Source organism: Azospirillum sp. A1-3 (genome assembly GCF_023806445.1).
Classification (GTDB): domain Bacteria; phylum Pseudomonadota; class Alphaproteobacteria; order Azospirillales; family Azospirillaceae; genus Azospirillum.
In genome coordinates, this window is the sequence record NZ_JAMSLU010000002.1 from 230,974 (window position 1) to 251,056 (window position 20,083).

The 20,083-nt window shown below is 63.4% G+C and carries 15 protein-coding genes and 3 pseudogenes; 15 read left to right on the forward strand and 3 right to left on the reverse strand.

Translation table 11 applies throughout. The features are described from left to right. Positions 1–669 precede the first annotated feature (669 nt). From M5E06_RS14425 to M5E06_RS14480, 12 genes and pseudogenes are all read left to right on the forward strand, one after another. Entirely contained in the window at positions 670–2,340 is a 1,671-nt protein-coding gene (locus tag M5E06_RS14425; RefSeq protein WP_252138746.1) for an AMP-binding protein, read from the forward strand. 6 nt (positions 2,341–2,346) lie between these two features. Continuing rightward, positions 2,347–3,537 (forward strand): acyl-CoA dehydrogenase family protein, encoded by a 1,191-nt coding sequence (locus tag M5E06_RS14430; RefSeq protein WP_252138747.1) that lies wholly within the window; start codon positions 2,347–2,349, stop codon positions 3,535–3,537. Then, positions 3,534–4,298: an SDR family NAD(P)-dependent oxidoreductase gene (locus M5E06_RS14435; RefSeq protein WP_252138748.1), complete on the forward strand. Its 765-nt coding sequence runs from the start codon at positions 3,534–3,536 to the stop codon at positions 4,296–4,298. Before M5E06_RS14430 ends, M5E06_RS14435 begins: the two co-directional genes overlap by 4 nt. Positions 4,299–4,348: 50 nt before the next feature. Next, a complete protein-coding gene (locus tag M5E06_RS14440) occupies positions 4,349–5,557 on the forward strand; it encodes an ABC transporter substrate-binding protein (protein WP_252138749.1) in 1,209 nt (402 codons plus the stop codon). Between the two features lie 66 nt (positions 5,558–5,623). Next, positions 5,624–6,517 (forward strand): branched-chain amino acid ABC transporter permease, encoded by an 894-nt coding sequence (locus tag M5E06_RS14445; protein WP_252138750.1) that lies wholly within the window; start codon positions 5,624–5,626, stop codon positions 6,515–6,517. Between the two features lie 12 nt (positions 6,518–6,529). Beyond that, the gene (locus tag M5E06_RS14450; protein WP_252138751.1) at positions 6,530–7,447 is read left to right on the forward strand and encodes a branched-chain amino acid ABC transporter permease; all 918 of its coding nucleotides are present in this window, start codon (positions 6,530–6,532) and stop codon (positions 7,445–7,447) included. Further along, a complete protein-coding gene (locus M5E06_RS14455) occupies positions 7,441–8,181 on the forward strand; it encodes an ABC transporter ATP-binding protein (RefSeq protein WP_252138752.1) in 741 nt (246 codons plus the stop codon). Before M5E06_RS14450 ends, M5E06_RS14455 begins: the two co-directional genes overlap by 7 nt. A gap of 7 nt (positions 8,182–8,188) precedes the next feature. Continuing rightward, positions 8,189–8,905, forward strand: a complete 717-nt coding sequence (locus M5E06_RS14460) for an ABC transporter ATP-binding protein (protein ID WP_252138753.1) — start codon at positions 8,189–8,191, stop codon at positions 8,903–8,905. Positions 8,906–8,915: 10 nt separating this feature from the next. Beyond that, the gene (locus M5E06_RS14465; RefSeq protein ID WP_252138754.1) at positions 8,916–9,785 is read left to right on the forward strand and encodes a branched-chain amino acid ABC transporter permease; all 870 of its coding nucleotides are present in this window, start codon (positions 8,916–8,918) and stop codon (positions 9,783–9,785) included. 13 nt (positions 9,786–9,798) lie between these two features. Beyond that, entirely contained in the window at positions 9,799–11,076 is a 1,278-nt protein-coding gene (locus M5E06_RS14470; protein ID WP_252138755.1) for an ABC transporter permease subunit, read from the forward strand. 203 nt (positions 11,077–11,279) lie between these two features. Next, a complete protein-coding gene (locus M5E06_RS14475) occupies positions 11,280–14,444 on the forward strand; it encodes an ATP-binding protein (RefSeq protein ID WP_252138756.1) in 3,165 nt (1,054 codons plus the stop codon). Positions 14,445–14,632: 188 nt separating this feature from the next. Further along, a pseudogene (locus M5E06_RS14480) lies at positions 14,633–15,703 on the forward strand (IS630 family transposase). A 184-nt stretch (positions 15,704–15,887) separates the two neighbouring features. On the opposite strand, the gene M5E06_RS14485 reads toward M5E06_RS14480, so the two are convergent. Beyond that, positions 15,888–16,601, reverse strand: a complete 714-nt coding sequence (locus tag M5E06_RS14485) for an IS6 family transposase (protein ID WP_252138757.1) — start codon at positions 16,599–16,601, stop codon at positions 15,888–15,890. Between the two features lie 682 nt (positions 16,602–17,283). Here M5E06_RS14485 and M5E06_RS14490 point away from each other — a divergent pair. Both M5E06_RS14490 and M5E06_RS14495 read left to right on the forward strand, forming a co-directional pair. Beyond that, positions 17,284–17,430, forward strand: coding sequence for a hypothetical protein (locus tag M5E06_RS14490; protein ID WP_252138758.1), 147 nt, complete (start codon positions 17,284–17,286; stop codon positions 17,428–17,430). A 2-nt stretch (positions 17,431–17,432) separates the two neighbouring features. After that, the gene (locus tag M5E06_RS14495) at positions 17,433–18,047 is read left to right on the forward strand and encodes a hypothetical protein (RefSeq protein ID WP_252138759.1); all 615 of its coding nucleotides are present in this window, start codon (positions 17,433–17,435) and stop codon (positions 18,045–18,047) included. Positions 18,048–18,132: 85 nt separating this feature from the next. Here M5E06_RS14495 and tnpC read toward each other — a convergent pair. Continuing rightward, positions 18,133–18,834, reverse strand: a pseudogene (gene tnpC, locus M5E06_RS14500) (IS66 family transposase); the annotation flags it as partial. A 53-nt stretch (positions 18,835–18,887) separates the two neighbouring features. On the opposite strand from tnpC, the gene M5E06_RS14505 reads away from it, so the two are divergent. Further along, on the forward strand, positions 18,888–19,601 hold the full coding sequence (locus tag M5E06_RS14505; RefSeq protein ID WP_252138757.1) for an IS6 family transposase: 714 nt from the start codon (positions 18,888–18,890) through the stop codon (positions 19,599–19,601). Between the two features lie 53 nt (positions 19,602–19,654). Here M5E06_RS14505 and M5E06_RS14510 read toward each other — a convergent pair. Then, positions 19,655–19,849 (reverse strand): annotated as a pseudogene (locus M5E06_RS14510) (IS6 family transposase); the annotation flags it as partial. Positions 19,850–20,083 lie beyond the last annotated feature (234 nt).

Below are 20,083 nucleotides of genomic sequence, written 5' to 3' on the forward strand. Positions count from 1 at the left end.
TACCCTCCCCATGTTTTCAGTAGTTTTGAGCGATGTGGGCTTCGTGGAGCGGCACGACGCTGATTGGCCCAAGTCCTGCCATCCCCGCCAAGCGCCCTGTGCCGCCTGAACCATGGCAAGTCGTAACCATGCGGCGATTGGACGAAGCTTGCGCAGCTTAGACGTCGGACTGCGCGACAACCACGAGCCACCGCTGATTGGGTTTGTGTTTCAAGCGTACATTCGCGGCTCGTACGCAGTGAGGAGCTTTCCACCGGCGCAGGGCGAGCAAACCCGCGCATATGGATGTTCAGCTCTTATGTCGCTCAGCGGCAAAGTGTGACGCCACGACAGGGACCGGCAGAGTGGTAACGGGTGTGTTGGATCATGCTCCCATCTGGAACAGCCTGTAGCCGGGATTATCGGCCCCACCACCATTTACCGCTAGAAGCTCACGGTTAGACGGAGCCACGCACCACGCCATCGCCGCCGACAACGCCGCCTTGCGGCGTTGTCGCCGCCATTTCTTGCATCAAGTCCGCCAATAAGGGCTGTTCTGCGGTTGAAGCCGCATGCGGGGAGGTACCCGCTTCAGTCGATGCGTCCGCATCTAACCGTATGATACTGCCACTGGTGCCTTGCGAGATGGCTGGATGCAGCTGTCGGCCTCACGGATTATTGGGCATCGCAATGAGCTACCAGAACTACCGAACCGGTCTGGAGAAAAACTCCGCCAACCACGTCCCGTTGACGCCTTTGAGTTTTCTCAACCGGACCGCGGACGTTTATCCTGACCATATCGCTCTGGTTCACGGCAATTTGGCACAGACCTGGGCCGAAACCCGAAATCGCTGCCGCCGGCTGGCGTCTGCCTTGATTGGTTGCGGAATCCAGCGGGGCGACACAGTGTCCATTCTGTGCCCCAACACTCCGGCGATGCTGGAGGCGCATTATGGGGTGCCCTGGGCTGGCGCGGTGCTCAACTCCATCAACTACCGTCTCGACGCTGAGGGCGTCGCCTACATTCTGCAGCATGGGCAAAGCAAGGCGCTGCTGGTGGACCGTGAGTTTGCTGCACTTGCGGCAAAGGCGATCGAGAAGCTGTCCTCTCCCATTCTCGTCATCCGCATCGACGATCACTTGGCTCCTGAAGGAGAACTGATCGGTGATGTGGAGTATGAGGAGTTTCTGTTGCGGGGTGACCCTGCGTTTCGCGGCCTTGAGCCCGAGGACGAATGGGATGCCATCGGACTGAACTACACCTCGGGGACAACCGGCGATCCAAAGGGCGTGGTGCCCAGCCACCGTGGCACATACGTCATGAGCCTTGCCCAGGTTGTGGACTGGGGACTGCCGCGGCACGCCGTCTACCTGTGGACCCTGCCAATGTTCCACGCCAACGGCTGGTGCTTCACCTGGGCCGTCACCGCAATCGCCGGAACACATGTCTGTCTGCGCCGTGTTGCCGCTGCAGAGATCAACGCGGCGATCGAGCGCCATGGTGTCACCCATTTCTGCGCAGCCCCCATCGTCCTCGCGACGCTGGTCCAGTCCGCCGAGCAGCCGGCCTCGATGAGGCTAGGGCGTAAGGTGAAGGTTCTCACCGCCGGCTCGCCACCCCCGGCCACTGTTCTGAAGACCATCCAAGAGCGCGGTTTCCTGGTCGATCACGTGTTCGGAATGACCGAAATCTCCGGCACCCCAATCAGCTGCGCTTGGCACGAGGAGTGGAGCGATCTCCCGTTGGCGGAACAGGCCCTGCTGCGGGCACGGCAGGGAGTGCGGTGCGCGCTCCTCAGCGATCTCACAGTCATGGACCCCAACACCTGGCAGCCGGTGCCGCACGATGGTAAGACGGTCGGCGAGATCATGATCCGCGGCAACACCGTGATGAAGGGCTACTACCGCAACGCGGCGGCGACCGAGCGGGCGTTCGCAGGTGGATGGCTGAACACCGGCGATCTGGCAGTCATCCACCCCAACGGCTACATGCAGATCACCGACCGCCTGAAGGACATCATCATCTCCGGCGGCGAGAACATTTCGTCGGTTGAGGTGGAAGACGTCATTCACCGCCACCCCGCGGTGCTGCACGCGGCAGTCGTCGCACGCCCGGACGAAAAATGGGGTGAAACGCCCTGCGCCTTCGTCGAACTGAGGGCTGATGCGGAGCCGGTCACCGAAGAAGATCTTATCTCTTTCTGTCGTCAGAATCTCGCCCACTACAAATGCCCCCGCAACGTGTTCTTCACCGAGCTGCCGAAGACTGCGACCGGCAAAATCCAGAAGTTCCGCCTGCGCGAAGTCGCTGGGAGCCGCGACGCGATCACCAAGCTCGCCTTTCTGGACAGCCGGGGCTGATACAGCATGAAAACGTCATCGAAGGCTGCCAGCGAGTGGCCGGTCCTCGCGGTTCCCTTGCCCAGTGCGGCCGAGGAATTGCGCATGAAAGCACGCCAGTTCGCGCGAGCGCATATCCTTCCGCACGCGGACGAGATCGAACGGACAGGCGAATTTCCTACGGATCTCTGGCCGAAGCTGGGAAGCGCCGGCTTTCTCGGACTGACGGTGTCGACGGAGTTCGGTGGTGCCGGCCTCGGCTACCTCGAGCATTTCCTCGTCCATGAGGAGATCAGCCGCGCCTCACCGGCTGTCGGCTTTTCATATCTGGTTCACTCGCACGCCTGCGTGAACCAGATCTTCCTGCACGGGACTGACGCGCAGCGGCGACGCTTCCTACCGGGCCTGATCCGCGGCGAAGCCCATGGTGCCCTCGCAATGACCGAACCGGAGGCCGGCTCGGATGTTCTGAGCATGGTGAGCCTCGCGACGCGGGCAGACGGCGGCTACCTATTGAACGGGCGCAAGGCTTGGATCTGCAACGCCGCCCGCGCCGATGTGGTGGTGGTGTATGCCCGAACCTCGTTGGAAAGACGGAAGATCTCGGCATTTGTACTGGAGAGAGGTCTGCCCGGCTTCGAGACCTCGCCGGCACGGGAAACTCTAGGCATGCGGGGAGCCGGCACAGCGGACATCACGCTGACCGACTGCAGGGCCACCGACGATCATCTGCTTGGCGGCTGGGAGAATGGCACCGCTGTTCTCATGGGCGGATTGAGCTATGAGCGTTTCGTCGCTGGCGGCGGCGCGCTTGGGCTGATGCAGGCCTGCCTGGACGTCGCGGTCGAGTATGCTCGGACCCGTCGGCAATTTGGGCAACCGATTGGCGCCTTCCAACTGGTTCAAGGCAAGCTTGCGGACATGGTGGCGACCGTGAATGCCGCCCGGTCTTATGCCTACGCGGTGGGCGCCGCCCTGGCTGTGGGCCAAGCCCGCCGCTACGACAGCGCCGGCCTGCTGCTGTTCCTGGGAGATGCGGCCCATCGCGTCGCCTCCGATACGGTGCAGATTCTGGGGGCTGCGGGCTACGACGGCAATTCGCGGGCTGCGCGGCTGCTCCGTGACGCAAAGTTCTTTTCCATCGGATTCGGGACAACGGAGATCCGTCAGATCGTCGTCGGACGCGAATTGCTGGCCGGATTGGGAGAGCAAGCATGAAGATTAGGGATCAGGCCGCCATCGTGACCGGCGGCGCCTCGGGCATGGGCGCGCAGACGGCGCGTGCATTGGCTGGTGCAGGAGCAATGGTCGCCATTCTCGACCGCGACCCGGGGGCGGCATCCAGACTGGCGGCTGAGATCGGTGGCTTCGCCGTTGTCTGCGACGTCGCCTCGGAGGACTCAGTCTCGCAGGCACTGGCGACCGCACGCGAACGTCATGGCCCGGCGCGGATCTGCGTCAATTGCGCCGGCATCGCTCCGGGAAAGCGGATCGTCGGCCGCAATGGCCCGATGCCGTCGGCCGACTTTCAGCGCGCGGTTATGGTCAATCTGGTCGGCACTTTCCATGTCCTCGCCCACGCGGCGCACGATATGACCGCGCTCGAGCCCGATCCGGAAACGGCGGAGCGGGGCGTGGTGATCAACACCGCTTCCATCGCCGCTTTCGAGGGGCAAATCGGCCAGAGCGCCTACGCGGCGTCGAAGGGCGGCATCGTCGGCCTGACCCTGCCGGCTGCGCGGGAACTGGCATCAAGCGCGATCCGGGTGGTGACCATCGCTCCCGGGCTGATGGCGACACCCATGATGGATGCGCTGCCGGTGGAGGTGCGCGAAGGAATGGGCGCACAGGTGCCCTTCCCGAACCGGCTCGGTCAACCGGACGAATTCGCCTCGCTGGTGCTTCACGTGGTCGGCAACCCGCTGCTCAACGGCACTGTGATCCGTCTGGACGGCGCCCTGCGGATGCCGCCGCGGTGACCAGCCGCGTCCAACAGCATAACCATTAAATGAAGAACAGGGGGAGGACTATGCGCATCGCTGAGACCATTTCCAGAGCCGCAGTGGCGGCTGTTGTTTTGGGTGCGGCCCTGGGGACGGCGACCGTGGCGCAAGCCGACGATCGGGTCGTCACGATCCGTGGGCTCGGGGCCAAGTCGGGCGTTGTCCGCATCTTCGGCGTCAACAGCGAAGCGGCCATGAAGGCCGCCGCCGAGGAGATAAACGCCGGCGGTGGCGTGAAGCTGGGCGACGGGAGCAAGGCCAAGCTGGCCGTGGACTTCCTCGACGATCGCTGCTCCGCCGAAGAAGGTATTGCCGTACTGCGCCGCATCGCTGGGACGGACTCCTTCGTCGCCGTCGGCCCGAGCTGCTCCAACGTCGCGGAGTCAATGTTCGGTGTGCTGCAGAAGAAGGTCGGGGATGAGGCCGACAGCGGGCTGCAAATCCCGGTGTTCACCGACGTCGCTGCGAAAACCGGTCTTGCCAAGATCTCCGAGTGGTCCTTCCGCAACGTACCGTCCGAGCAGGAGATGTACAAGGCGCTGTTCGCCTGGGTTAAGCAGACCCACCCCGATCTGAAAACCTTCTACGGTGGCGTCGAGAAGGATTTCGCGCATTCCAATGGCACCTTCGGGATCATGAAGGCACAGGCGGTGGCGAACGGCTTCCAGGACCTGGGAACCGCCGAATGGTTGCTGAACGACACCAGCTTCGCGACGCAGGTCCGTGAGATGAAGCGGGCTCAGCCCGACATCGTCGCCATCTCCGCCCATTCCTTTACCACCTGCGGCGCGCTCAAGGAGATGAAGCGCCAGCGGGTGAAGCCCAAGCTGCTGATCGGCCTGACCTCCTCCTCCACCATCGAAACCATGCAGGGCTGCGCCGAGGAAGCGGAGGGCATGATCATCCCCACCGGCTTCGCGCCGGTGAATCCGGAAGCCGTCAAGGCCGCGTCGCTGGTTGCCAAGCAGGGCGGCTCGGCCGACCTCCACTCAATGGCGGCTTACGAGGTGATGTTCATTCTGAAGGATGTCATCGAAGGGCAGAAGATCATGGCGCGTCCCGACACCGTCGCCGAGGACCGGATCAAGATGCGCGAGGGACTGGCCGCTCTGAAGACCACCAAGGGGCTGCTGGGAGACGTGGGCCGGACGCCCGAGCGCGAGGCCATCAAGCCCTTCGTGTTCGTTGAGGCGCGCAAGGGGCAGTGGCACGTCGTCCACAACCCCGCCCAGTAAGCCAAGCCTGTCGCCCGGACGCGCCCACGCTGCCGCTTGGGTGCGTCCCGACAAAAGGATCATGCCATGTCCCTTTTGGACCTCGTCGACCTCCTGCAATCGGTCGTCGACGGCCTGCTGTTCGGTGCCGTCTATGCGGTTATCGGCATTGGCTTCACCCTGGTGTTCGGGGTGATGCACAAGCTCAACCTCGCCTACGCCGCCGCTTCACTCGCCGCCGCGTACCTAAGCCTGCTGTTGCCGGGCCTGCTGCCGGGAACACCACCCCTGTTGCTGCTCGCCGCCGCCGCGGTTGCCGGAGCGGTGCTTGGAGCCTGCGTCTACGCCCTGTGCTTCCACTTCGTGGCGGCGGCCAACCCGCTGGTTACCCTGATGACAAGTCTGGGCATGCTGTTGCTGGTCGACGAACTGATCGTCCACACCACCAATGGCGTCCCGAAGAACTTCCCACCGCTGTTCGGCGATTGGTCGCTGGAAATTGGAACCTTCCTGCTGCGCGGCGATCTGCTGTTCGTCTTCGTAGCTGCCATCCTGCTGATGCTGATGCTGGTTGTCGTCCTGTTCCACACCCGCCTCGGCCTCGCAACCCGGGCGGTCTCGCAACAGCCGACGGCGGCCCAACTCTGCGGCATCGGGCTGACGCGGACCAACGGACTGACCTTTGTCCTCACCGGCCTGCTCGGCGGTATCGCAGGGGCGCTCGCCGGCTCGGCGATCGGAGTGCTGTCACCGCTGTTGTCCCTGCCGCTGACGATCAAGGGGCTGATCGTCACCGTCGTCGGTGGGCTGGGAAGCATCCCGGGTGCCGTCATCGCCGGACTTCTGGTCGGCTCCGCCGAGAACTTGGCCCAGTATCTTCGGGGCGTGAGCGAGCGCGACATCTACGTGATGCTCATGCTGTTCGCGTTCCTCGTCTTCCGGCCCGGAGGGCTGTTCGCCCCTCCGCAAGGCCGCGATTGAGGGGAGCGAATCATGGATTACTATTTTGGCTTGGTGCAGACCATCGGCATCCACACCCTCCTCGGGCTGTCCGCCTATTGCGTCTTGATTGCCGGCCAAGTGAGCTTGGCCCAAGCCGGCTTTTTCGCCATCGGGGCCTATTCCGCCGGGATACTGACCGTGCTGGGCGGGATCCACATCCTGCCTGCGCTCGCCATCGCCGCTGTGATCGGCGCCGTGGTGGCCGGAGCGGTCGGCTTCCCGGCCCTACGTGTGAAGGGGTTGATGCTGGTCGTCGCCACCCTGGCCTTTGGTGAGACGGTCCGCCTCTTCTTCTTTATCTTCTCACTTGGTTCTACAAAGGACGGGATTCCAATCGGGCCTTCCGGGGCAGAGGGGTTCCGTCAGATCCGCTACTTCGCGGAAAATGGCTGGAGCGTTGGTGCAGTGGCTGCGCTGGTTTGGGGGATCACGGCGGCGATCCTGCTCTGTCTGTGGGCGCTCGACCGTTCCCGGACGGGTCGCATCTTGCGGGCAGTCGGTCGCGACGAGGTCGCAGCCCAGAATGTCGGCGTGGACATCACGGCCGTGAAGGTCGCGGCGATGGCACTTGGCGGTGCGATCGCCGCCATTGGGGGCGGGCTTTATGCTCACACCACCACGCACATCGAGCATTCCCAGTTCGGTGTAACCCTGGCGGCCTTCGCCATCGCCTATCCCATTTTGGGCGGCCTGTCGTCTCCGTTCGGCTCGTTGTACGCCGCTGTGCTGATCCAGGGAGTGATGATCGAAGGGTTCCGCTTTCTGGGCGACTGGCGGAGCCTGCTGTTCGGCCTGATCATCATCCTGTTCATGAATCTGCGCCACGCTCCAGGAGTCGCTGTGCGCTACCGGGCGCTCATCCAAAAAATCAGGGGCGACCACTTGGTGAAGAGGGACGCGGAATGCTGACCATCTCCAATCTCAGCAAGAATTTCGGCGGCGTGCGGGCAGTGTCCGGGCTGGAATTGACGATCCCCGCCGGCAAGGTTATGGCGTTGATCGGACCAAACGGATCAGGGAAGAGCACCACAATCAACCTGCTGTCCGGACTGTTCCCGCCCTCTTCAGGCAGCATCGTCCTCGGAGCCTCGAACATCACCCGGCTGCCGGCCCACCGCCGCATCCGAGCCGGCCTCGCCCGCACCTTCCAGAACATCCGCCTCTTCCCCGACCTGACCGTCCGGGACAATCTGTGGGTTGCCCGCAACAGTCCGAAAGACCGGACGCCTTTCTGGAAGCTGTGGCCGACGGACCCGGCGCGGGAACGCGAGGAGCTGGACACGCTGCTGGAGTTCTCGGGCTTGGCGTCCAAGCGTGACATGCTGGCCGGGAACCTGGCCTTTGGCGAGCAACGACGCCTGGAGTTGGCGCGGGCGCTCGCGACACGACCGCAACTGCTGATGCTGGATGAACCCGCGGCCGGAATGAACCTCGACGAGATCGGTCAGCTGCGGGAACGCATTGTCCAACTGCGCAAGAGCGGCATGACCATTCTGCTGGTCGAGCACATCATGGATCTGGTGATGGGTGTGTCCGACCGCGTCGCGGTGCTCAATTTTGGCCGCAAAATCGCCGAAGGAAGCCCTGCGGAGATTCAGGACGATCCTGCTGTCCGCGAGGCTTATCTCGGCACCCATCAGTGAGGCGACGATGCTGCAAGTCCACAATCTTTTCGCCTCCTACGGCAAAATCGAAGCGTTGCGCGGCGTCTCTGTCGGCGCTGAAACGGGCCAGATCACCTGCCTCCTTGGACCGAACGGCGCCGGCAAGACGACCTTGATGTACGCCATTGCCGGCGTGCTGCAGCAGACCAAGGGCAGCGTTCGGCTTGGACGGGAGGAACTGCTGGGCCATTCACCGGCGGCCATCGTCCGGCGCGGCTTGGCACTGGTGCCTGAGAATCGGCTGGTCTTTGCGCACATGAGCGTCAAGGACAACCTGCTTGCTGGTGCCTATCTCCGCACCGACCGTGCCGAGGTTGCCCGCGATGTCCAGCGGATGTTCGAGCGCTTCCCCATTCTAAACGAAAGAAAGGACCAGATGGCGGGGTTGATGTCGGGTGGCGAGCAGCAGATGCTGGCGCTCGCGCGTGCCCTGATGAGCCGCCCCAAAATCCTGTTCCTGGACGAACCGTCGGTCGGGTTGGCGCCGATGGTGGTCGCCGAGATCTTCAGGATCATCGCCGAGCTTAACGCCGAGGGCCTGACCGTTTTCCTGGTCGAGCAGAATGCCGCAGTCGCACTGAAGTTTGCGCATTTCTTCTATTTGATCGAGCAGGGGAGGATCACCTTCAGCGGCCGACCTGACGAGTTGGCCAACGATGACGTGATCCGGCGTGCCTATCTGGGCGGATCGGCGGCTCATTGACGTGCCGGCCATGGGTGACATTCTCCAGGCGGCGGTGGACGGCGGCCTGCAGGGCAGCGTCTACGCACTGGTGGCGCTGTCCTTCGCCTTGACGTTCCAAGTCCTGGGTCGGGTCAACCTGGCCTATGGAGCGGTCGTCATGGCCGGTTCATACGCCGGCGGTCTTGCCTTCGCCGCCGGCGGCGGGACGTTGGGGACGGTGGCGGCGTGCATTGCGGTCACCGGCCTTTCCGGCCTGTATGTCGATCGTCTCTGCTTCTCGCGGTTGGAGGGCCGTTGGCGCGACGTCTCGATGGTCGCCAGCTTCGCCGTCTGGATGCAGGTCGAGGAGGCGGTCACCTTGGTGGCTCCAGGCCATGCCTTTCCTTTTCCATCCCTGTCCGCCGACCGGATGCTCACCGTCCAAGACCACACGGTCCGGCTCGACAGCCTCGTCGTCGTGGGCGGAACGGCGCTCGCCGCCCTGATCCTGCGCGCCATCGTTCAGGGCAGCCGACGGGGTGTTGCCTTGCGTGCCGTCGTCTCGCAGCCACGGGCAGCGGCACTGTCCGGCATCGACCATCGCACGATGGCGCGATTCGCCGCCTTGCTCGGCATCGGTCTTGCTGCAACGGCGGCACTTCTGATCGGCAATCTGCAGCAGCAGCTCACGCCGATGATGGGGCTGTGGGTCACGATGAAGGGGCTGGCGGCGCTCATCGTCGGGGGCGGTGGCTTTCTCGGCGCCGCGGTCGGCGCCGTGTGCCTGGGCGTTTGGGAGGCCGTCGCCGGGGTTCTGGTGGGCCGGCCGATGGCGGAGGCGGCCACCCACCTCCTGCTGCTCGGGGTCGTCATCGTAGCGCCGGGACGGCTGCAGTCGGGCCCTGCCGAACCAAGGTGAGCTGATGCAGGGGTTGGACACCATCGTCACGAACATCGGCATCGCTTCACTTCTGGCCCTGTCGACCTACGTGCTCTTGAAGGCGGGTCTGTTGTCGCTCGGCCAGCAGGCGATGTTCGGGGTCGGCGCCTATGGCGGCGGTCTGCTGACCGCCGGATGGGACGCGCCGCTGTGGGCAGGGTGGGCATGTGGCGCCCTGGCCGGTATCGTGGCCGGACTTCCGCTGGCATGGATCGCCGCGCGGCGGGGGCCGACTGCTTTCACCCTGTCGTCGCTGTTCTATGCGGAATTGACGAGGTTTGGACTGGCGGCGCTCGACCTAAGGATTGAGCGTGATGGCGGCCTCGTCGGCCCGGCCGCCCTCGATGGCTTCGGTGGCATTCGAGCTGCCCTTGAGCAGGGGTGGTCCGATGGAATGTACGCGACAGCCGTAGCGGTTCTTGTCGCCCTCGCCGTCGCCGCCCTGGTTCTGCTTGGGCGTCGACGGTCGGGGCGCCGCATCCAGGCGGTCGGGAATGATCCCACGCTTGCAGCCAGCGTGGGGATCGACGTCGCCCGCGTGCGCTTTGCGGTGGTTGGCCTGTCCGGAGCGATCGCCGGTCTCGCGGGAAGCGCCTACGCCCACCACACGACCTTTCTCGATCCCGCGTCCTTTTCAATCATGCTTGGAGTGCATGGCATGGCCTATGCGGTTGTTGGCGGCATCGGTTCTCCCGTTGGGCCCCTGCTGGGGGCGGTGCTGGATTTCGGGCTGTTCGAAGCGTTTCGCCCTCTGGCGCAGTATCGGATGATCGCGTTCGGGGGGCTGATCGCGCTTCTCCTCTTCTTCAGACCACAGGGACTGCTGAGCCCATCGGCCGTCCGGCACCTTGCCGCGGCCCACAGGCGGAAATTGTCCTGCGGGGTGGTCGTGCTCGCCCTCGCCGCAGTAGCGCTTCCTGCCGGAACCGGCCACGCTGCGCCGCTGGTGCGCGCCGAAGCAGTCGATTGCACGCCAACCGGAACCCCGCTCGAGGTTCGGTGTGTAATCGAACTGCACTGGCCGCAGGACGCACGCCCGATGGAATCGGCGACAGTCATGGTCTCAGCCGACATGCCCTCCATGCCGATGGCTCATACGGTGCGACCGGTTGCGGCGACCCAGGACGGCAAGCCTGGCCTTTACGCTGCGCGTCTTGTGCTGCCCATGAAGGGCGAGTGGGTCGTGCGGTTCGGGATCTCCTCACCGGTTCGCGAGGTGATTCACCTGCGTCATTGCCTTGGAGGCGCGTGCCAGGGCGGAAAGCCGTAGAAGGAGATCGGGGCCGGTCGGCTCTCGGCGGTAGACCGCTTCATTACCCATGAACCCGGCAACTCATGGTATGTCAAAACATACGCGGTTATAATCCTCCAAAAATGCGGAGCCATAGGGAGGCGGAGCCAGATATGCCGGGGAGCGGCCCGATCCGACCGTCAGCGGCGGATGAGGACAGTCAGCGCCATCGCGCGGAGATCATGGCGCAGCTTGCCGTCATCCTCGCATCGCCCGCTTTTGCGCGGGCTGGCCGCATGCAGAGGCTGATCTCGTTTCTGGTCGGGGAAGCGCTGGATGGCCGGTCGGACCGGTTGAAGGAGTACACGATTGCGGTCGAGGTCTTTGACAAGCCCGTCGACTTCAACCCGGCGACCAACCCGATCGTCCGGGTGGAAGTGGGCCGGCTGCGCCGGTTGCTGACTCAGTATCAGTTGGAAAGCGGAGCCGACGACGACCTCGTGATCACCATTCCCAAGGGGTCGTACATCCCGGACGTCCGCCGGAAGACCGCGGCCGAACCGGTCGCGGCGACCGGAACTCGAGCGGCGGGCTCCGGGGTTTTGCCGGAGCGACCGGAAGCAACAATTCCGGATCTGCAACGGCGCCAAGTGACCGTTCTGGTCTGCGGTTTGGAATGTAACCCCGGCAACCACGCCGACACGGAGCTCGATCCCGAACGGTACCAGGAAATCTTCACCCTTTTCTTCGACTCCGTCACCACCATCTCCCGTCATTACGCTGGGACAGTCGAGGGGCAAGCCAGCGATCGCTTGCTCATTGTTTTCGGCTGGCCGGAGGCCTTGGAGAACGCCGCAGGCCGTGCCCTGACGGCAGCCTTCGAGATCGTGTCGTTTTTCCGAGGGGTCCCGGACCAGGAGGCCTTCGGTGTTCGGGTGGCAGTGGTGACCGGCCAAGTGATCATCCAGTCCGCCACAGCCTCGGGACCGGCCGTAGGCCGGGCTCCCAGCGTGGTGGGCGAAGCCACCGCTCTGGCGGGCAGAATGCTGCCCCAGATTCCCCTTAACGGCGTCATGGTGGCGGAATCCGCGCGCCGTATCGCAGGCAACGCGTTCGAGTTCGTTAGCGCGGGTCTGCTCGACCAGCGAGATGGCGATGGGCTGCTGTGGCGGCTGGTCGGTATCCGGTCGTCGGGCAGCCGCTTCAGCGCATCCGCCTCCAACCTGCAGGTTCCCATCGTCGGCCGTCGGGAAGAGTTGGCCTTGCTCCTGCGTCGATGGCAATTTACCCAAAAAGGGGAAGGCCAAACCGTCACCATTATTGGAGAGGCGGGCATTGGGAAATCCAAGCTCGCGCACGCCTTTCTGGACAAGGCGGGAGCCGCGTCCATACAGGTCAACCTACAATGTTCGCCCTACCATGGGGACAGCCCGCTTTATCCCTTGACTGCATGCATCGCCGGTGACCAGGGCGGTCTTCTGAGTTTTATGTATCCCGACGAGGTTTCCGAGATCACCGCCTACATCAAAGGCGAGGATCACCCTGGGGGCAAGAGCCGGTACAGCACACCCGTCGGGCGCCGTGACCACGTGTTTGGCCTGCTCTCCTCGATCCTGGTCCGGATGAGTGCACTTCGCCCATGCATCGTGCTGATCGAAGACGCGCATTGGGCTGACCCGACGACACTGGAGTTCATCCGGCATGCGTCAGCGATCTGCAAAACCGAACGCATTATGGTGGTCGTGACGTCGCGGCCGGTAGATGCCGGCATCGTTCGGTCACGCGTGACCGAAGCCACCGCTTTGAACCTGTCCCGGCTGCCACAGAGCTACTGCCTGTCGATCATCGACCGGCTTTCAGCCCTGGCTCCCCTGTCGTCCTGGAAGCGCAGCCTGATCCTGGATAAGGCCGACGGGATTCCGCTGTACATCGAGGAATTGACAAAATCCCTGATGGCGCTGGACTCCCAACGGTCAGTTCTGATCCCGGAAACGCTGGCGGACTTGCTGACGACGCAGTTGGACCGGCTGGGGACTGCGCGCACGGTGGCCCAAGTGGCGGCCGTCATCGGACGGGAGTTCAGTCAGCACCTGCTTGCGGTGGTTCTCGATCGTCCGGAAAGCGAAATAGAGGCGGTTCTCGATCAGCTTCGGGCCGCAGACGTCATCGTCGCGCATGGAACGGGACGGTCACAGTCGCTGGCGTTCCGCCACGCCTTGCTGCGCGACGCCGCCTACGAGTCACTCGTCGCCCGCACGAAGCGCCACTGGCACGCCCAGGTGGCGGCCGCGTTGCAAAGCTCCTTCCCGGACGTCATGCTGTCCCAGCCGGAGCTTGTAGCACGCCATTGGACGGGCGCCGGCCAAGTGGACGCAGCCGTTCCGTTCTGGTTCGATGCCGGCCGAAAGGCGGCGAGCCGCTTCGCCAATGCCGAGGCAATCAGCCATTTCCGTGCAGGACTCGACCTGCTGGGGGACCAGACCGACGGCCGGGACAGACGGCGAGAGGAGTTGTCCTTCCTGACGGAGTTGGGACTTGTGCTGCGTGTGTCCCGCGGCTACGGGCACCCCGAGCTCGGGCAAATCTACCGTCGCGCGAGCGAGCTTTGCAGCGCTCTTGGCAATGTCGAGGCGCTCGCAAAAAATATTTTCGGCCTTTGGACATTTGCCGCCGCCCATGCGGATTGGAGGGCGACCGAGTCCTTGGTCGAGGAGTTCACGGCCCTAAGCAACTGCCAGGACGATGACCAACTCCATGTCGAACGATGGAGGCTGCAAGGGGCGAGTGCGGTTTACCAAGGACGCTTCGAGGAGGCAGCAGCGGCCTTCCGGGAGGCGCTCCGCCGTTACGATCCAGTCCGCCATGGTGCCCGGTTCGGCTTTGATCCCGGCCCGACCGTCCTGATTTATCTCTCCTGGGCGGAGCTTCATCTTGGAGATGTCGCGGGAGCCGACGCATCCGCGGCCCACGCTGTGGCGCTTGCCGAGGAAAAGGGACACGCGCCCACGATCGCTCTCGTGATGACGTGGCAAATTCTCTACCTCGCCACCAAACAGAACTGGGGCGAGGTCAAGCGCGTCGGTGCGGCTCTTGACGCGCTCTGTGCGGAAAAAGGCTTTCCACACTGGCGCCCATTCGGCAAGGCGTTCGAGCTGTTTGCCAAGTTTCTGGAACACAAGGACCCGGCATTGATTGAAGCGATGCTGTCGGCCGCCGAGGAGTTCCGGGCCTACTGGGGAGGATTCCTCAGCCCCTGCTTCTGGATTACAGCAGCGGAGGCCTGCCGGGTCGCCGATGACCCTGAAAAGGCGCGAGACCTGCTTGAGGCAGCTCAGCAATTCCAGAACACGCATGGGGAGTATTTGTGGAAGGATGAGCTCGACCGGGTGAAGAAGACGTTTTCATGATTGATGCATGAAATAGCTCGGTGCCGTAGCTTCGACCGCTCTAAATATTCATGGCTTCTTCATTACGAATGAGCACAACTCTTTGAGTCATCAAAATTCAGAACTGATGTCCCTGCTTACATAGTCCGCTAGTGCACTGACACAGACATAGGATTCACAACGGGCGGGCGACGTGCGATTCTGTCGGCATGGCCCAGACCGTCAGCGTCATCATTGGAGCGGAGGATCGTGCGCGTTTGGCCGCGATCCTCGCTGACCGCAATCGCCCGCAGAAACATGCGCAACGGGCGAACATCGTTCTGCTTTCGGCCGAGCGACTGCCCGTGCTGGAGGTGGCCCGTCGGGCCGACGTCAGCCGCCCGGCGGTGTGGCGCTGGCAAGTGCGCTACTCCGAACAAGGCGTCGATGGGCTGTTGCGCGACAAGACGCGCAAGCCCGGCCGGGCGCCTCTGCCGACCGCCACCGTGGCCAAGGTGCTGGCGCTGACGTGTTCGGAACCACCCGGCGCCGTCACCCATTGGACCGGTCGAGCCGTGGCCAAGATCATCGGCATCAGCCTGCGTGCCGTTCAGCGCATCTGGGAGGCCAACCGCCTCCAGCCCCATCGCATCCGTACCTTCAAGCGCTCCAACGATCCAGCTTTCGCCACCAAGGTGGAGGACATCGTCGGCCTCTACATGGACCCGCCGTGCCATGCGGTGGTTCTGTCCATCGACGAGAAGAGCCAGATCCAGGCACTTGACCGCACCCAGCCGGGTTTACCGCTGAAGCCCGGTAAGTGCGGAACGATGACGCACGATTACAAGCGCAACGGAACCACCACGCTGTTTGCCGCGCTGAACACCCTGGACGGCACCATGGTGGGGCGCTGCCTGCCCAAGCACACCCACAAGGAGTTCATCAAGTTCCTCAACGCCGTCGAGCGCGTCGTGCCGGTCGGCAAGGTGATCCAGGCCATCGTCGACAACTACGCCACCCACAAGCATCCCAAGATGCTGGAATGGTTGGCCGATCATCCACGATGGGTCTTCCACTTCACGCCGACCTCGGCATCCTAGATCAACGCCGTCGAGGGCTTCTTCTCCATCATCACCCGCCGGAGCATCCGACGCGGCGTGTTCAAGTCCGTGGCCGATCTCCAGGACGCCATCACCCGCTACATCCGCGAGCATAATAGGGCATCCAAGCCCTTCGTCTGGACCAAGCCAGCCGACGACATCCTCGATAAACTCAGCCGTTTGCCTGCACCTTCTGAATGAGTCAGTGCACTCTCATGTCCCGTTTCAAGGGCTATGGGCGCAGGTGGTCGTCTCCGGTTTAACGCCGGATGGAAACACGGTGAGACTGGCACGCATAGCAGGAGGCGGAGCAGTCGAGACGGCACCGTCAATTTGTCGACGACCGGGCAGAGTGAAGGCATGGCGGACAGCAGCGGTCTGCTGATTACGCGAACAGCGGCGCGCCGGCGACCGCGGCCCAGACCTGGAACGCCTGGGTGCGAGCCTTCCGATAGTCGGCGGCAGGGCGGTGGTCGCGGCGAAGGTGGAAGAGGTTGGCGATCGGGTCGTGGATGGACAGGAAACGCTGAACATGGCGGGCTGACTTGAAGCATTTCATCTGCCTCTCGCGTCGTCGGGTCGGTTGGTGGGAGTTTTCGGCACGGTTGTTGAGGCCCTTATGCTGGCGGTGTTCCACCCCCGGCATGATCGTCCGCTTGGCGGCCGCGTAGGACTTCAGCTTATCCGTCACCATCACCCGCGGGGCCAAACCCTGCTTCTTCAGCAGCTTGCGGAGCAAGCGCTTGGCCGCCTTGGCATCGCGCCGGCTCTGGACAAGGACATCAAGCACGAAGCCGTCGCGGTCAACCGCCCGCCACAGGTAGTGCTTCTTACCGGCGATGGTGAGGACGACTTCGTCGAGGTGCCACCTATCGCCTCGGCGCGGCGCTCGGCGGCGCAACCGATCTACGATGTCGCGACCGAACTTCAGGGCCCACTGCCGCACTGTCTCGTGGCTCACAGTGATGCCGCGGGCTGCCAGCATCTCCTCCACCATGCGCAAGCTCAGTGGGAAACGGAAGTACAGCCACACCGCCGTCGTAATGACCTCGGCAGGGAAGCGGTAGCCGGCGTAACGGGGATCACGGGACGTCGTCATCGCGATCCTTTACCGACCTGCATTCTCGCGAGCCAGCCTGAACTTGACTGTGCCGTTCGAGGCTCTGACAGCGCGCTTCCCCTTGCCAACTCCTCGCATCACGCGCCCGTGGACGAGACGTCCGGCATGAGGCGGGTTACCTTCAGGAAGAGCCGGGTGCGGGAAATCCGCATGCCCGGATCTGTGAGGGCGAAAGCCGAATGGCTGAGCTACTCGACCACGGCCCAGCGCTCAAGCTAGCGCGAGCCCTGACGGAATCCCCCGGTTCGCCTTACGAAATTAAGGATTTCGCGGCCCAACTCGGCGCCGAATTCCTCGCCGTTCCTAGAGCTCTTCAGAGACGGATCGAGTCGGGAGTGAGTTTGAGGCCAAGAGCGGGTTCCTACCTACGACTCCGCTTGGGGAACTTTCAAGGCCGAGCGGGCCGCTAACAAGGCTCATCGGCACGCCGAGATCTTAGTAGCGACTCCAAATCTCTGCGAACGTTGGCAGAGAGCGCCTTTTAGCGCGAAAGAGGGAACAAAAAGACCATTTAGGGCGTTTTGTGCTATCTTAGTAGGGAAGCGCTCTCAAAGCTCCAAAAGCGGCCTACTAGCCCTAAAGCCCCACAATCCGGTTGTAAGCGATCCGGTATGGTGCTTAATAGGAGGACCAGAGCATGATGATTGATCGAGGGCCAACAATGAGCGAGCAGCAGCAAAAGGCGATCTTGAAGGCGATTGAGCGCGCCACCGAGCGCGCGGAGAAGGATGCCGATTACGCCCGCCGCACGCTCATCGAAGAAGGCGTCTATACGGAGAACGGCGAGCCCGGCGAGCACTACCGGTAATCATGTCGGTCTTATCGAACCCCTTCGTCCTCGGCTATCACGGCTGCAAAAGGGACGTCGGGGAAGCCATCCTCGCGGGCACTACGCCTCATCTCCTCCACAGCGACAATCCCTGGGACTGGCTCGGCAGAGGCATCTACTTTTGGGAAGCCGATCCAGTCCGCGGCTATGAGTGGGCGCAAGCCTATTGCGCAAGAAAGGGCGGCGAGCCCTTCGTGATTGGCGCAGTGATCCATCTCGGCAATTGCCTGAACTTGATGGATCGCGCCTCACTCAACATGCTCAAGGCAGCCTACGTTTCCTTTCCGACCTTCCGTGCCAAAGCGTTCCCAGGCAAGCCGCTGCCGGTGAACAAGCCCAAGAGCAAGAGGCACGACCTCGACTGCGCGGTGATCAATCACCTGCACAAGCTGCTCGCGGACAATCTCGACGAGGATGGCAATCCCGGCCCTCCCCTGCCGCCGTTCAACACAGTGCGCGGTCTCTATCAGGAAGACGATCCGGTCTTCGCCGACTCCGTGATCAAAGAGCGGACACACATTCAGATCGCAGTGTTGACGGAAGAGCAGAGCATCCAGGGCTACTTCCGGGTTCCCGAGTCCCACTACAAGCCATAAATAAAGTGGCTTGCAGGCTTGGCAGCCCCGGGTTGTCTGTAAGCGTCGTCTGGCGACTGCGGCGTGAATGGGTTGCCGGCGCCGTTCACCCCTGCTCTGGAATGGTGATGTTCCAGGGCAGGAGATCGGCGATGCGGTTGATCGGGTGATCCGCGATGCAGCCGAGCACATGGCGTAGGTAGGCCTGTGGATCGAGGCCGTTGAGCTTGGCAGATTCCACGATGGTGTAGATCGCCGCGGCGCGCTCCCCGCCAGCATCGGAACCGGCGAACATCCAGTTGCGTCTTCCGATGGCCAGCGGCCTGATCGCCCGCTCGGCTGCATTGTTGGAAATTTCCAGCCGTCCATTGTCGACGTAGCGTGTCAACGCCGTCCAGCGCGAGCGGGCATAGCGGATCGCCTTGGCCAAGTCGCCCTTGCCAGGAATACGCGCCAACGCGGTGTCGAGGAAAGCGGCCAGCTCATCGAGAATGGGCCGGGCTTCCGTCTGGCGAACCCGGCGGCGTTCCTCGGCAGGTTGGCCAATCAGGGGACGTTCGAAGTCGAACAGCCTCCCGATCCGCTTCAGTGTGTCAGCGGCCAGGGGTGAGCCGGTTTCGGCATGCTCGTCGAAGAACTTCCGGCGCACGTGAGCCATACAGGCCACTTCAGCAACAGCGGCCGGTTGGTCGTCTGCGACCTCGTACAGAGCGTCGAACCCGGCATAGCCGTCGGCATGCAGGTGCCCGCGGAAGCCGGCCAGCTCCCGTTGCGGATGTTCGCCCTTGCGGTCGGGGGTGTAGCGGTGGCACAGTCAAGTTCAGGCTGGCTCGCGAGAATGCAGGTCGGTAAAGGATCGCGATGACGACGTCCCGTGATCCCCGTTACGCCGGCTACCGCTTCCCTGCCGAGGTCATTACGACGGCGGTGTGGCTGTACTTCCGTTTCCCACTGAGCTTGCGCATGGTGGAGGAGATGCTGGCAGCCCGCGGCATCACTGTGAGCCACGAGACAGTGCGGCAGTGGGCCCTGAAGTTCGGTCGCGACATCGTAGATCGGTTGCGCCGCCGAGCGCCGCGCCGAGGCGATAGGTGGCACCTCGACGAAGTCGTCCTCACCATCGCCGGTAAGAAGCACTACCTGTGGCGGGCGGTTGACCGCGACGGCTTCGTGCTTGATGTCCTTGTCCAGAGCCGGCGCGATGCCAAGGCGGCCAAGCGCTTGCTCCGCAAGCTGCTGAAGAAGCAGGGTTTGGCCCCGCGGGTGATGGTGACGGATAAGCTGAAGTCCTACGCGGCCGCCAAGCGGACGATCATGCCGGGGGTGGAACACCGCCAGCATAAGGGCCTCAACAACCGTGCCGAAAACTCCCACCAACCGACCCGACGACGCGAGAGGCAGATGAAATGCTTCAAGTCAGCCCGCCATGTTCAGCGTTTCCTGTCCATCCACGACCCGATCGCCAACCTCTTCCACCTTCGCCGCGACCACCGCCCTGCCGCCGACTATCGGAAGGCTCGCACCCAGGCGTTCCAGGTCTGGGCCGCGGTCGCCGGCGCGCCGCTGTTCGCGTAATCAGCAGACCGCTGCTGTCCGCCATGCCTTCACTCTGCCCGGTCGTCGACAAATTGACGGTGCCGTTCCGGCGCGTAGGCCTGGATCCAGCGGAAGATGGTCGTGTGATCGACGGCAACGCCGCGGTCGGCCAGCATCCGCTCCAGATCGCGGTAGCTGATCGGGAACTGCAGGTACCAGCGCACCGCCCACAGGATCACCTCCGCCGTGAACTGCCGGCCCTTAAACGGGCTCCTCCTGCTGCGCATCACCGTGTCACCTCAACCGTCGAAAGCGGCCGGGTTTTACCTGATCTCCTCCCGCCGGCAAACTTTGCAACGGAACCCCCCATCATGCCGCGCCGTTGGCGCCACCCATCTACGTGCCTTCGGCAAGCCGTTCCAAAACGCTGATGAATGCGCCGAGTTAGTTCGCCCTCCTGTTCGCACACTCGCCCGCCGCCGCAGCCGTGGCCGCAAAGCGGTTGGCCGATTCTGATAGGT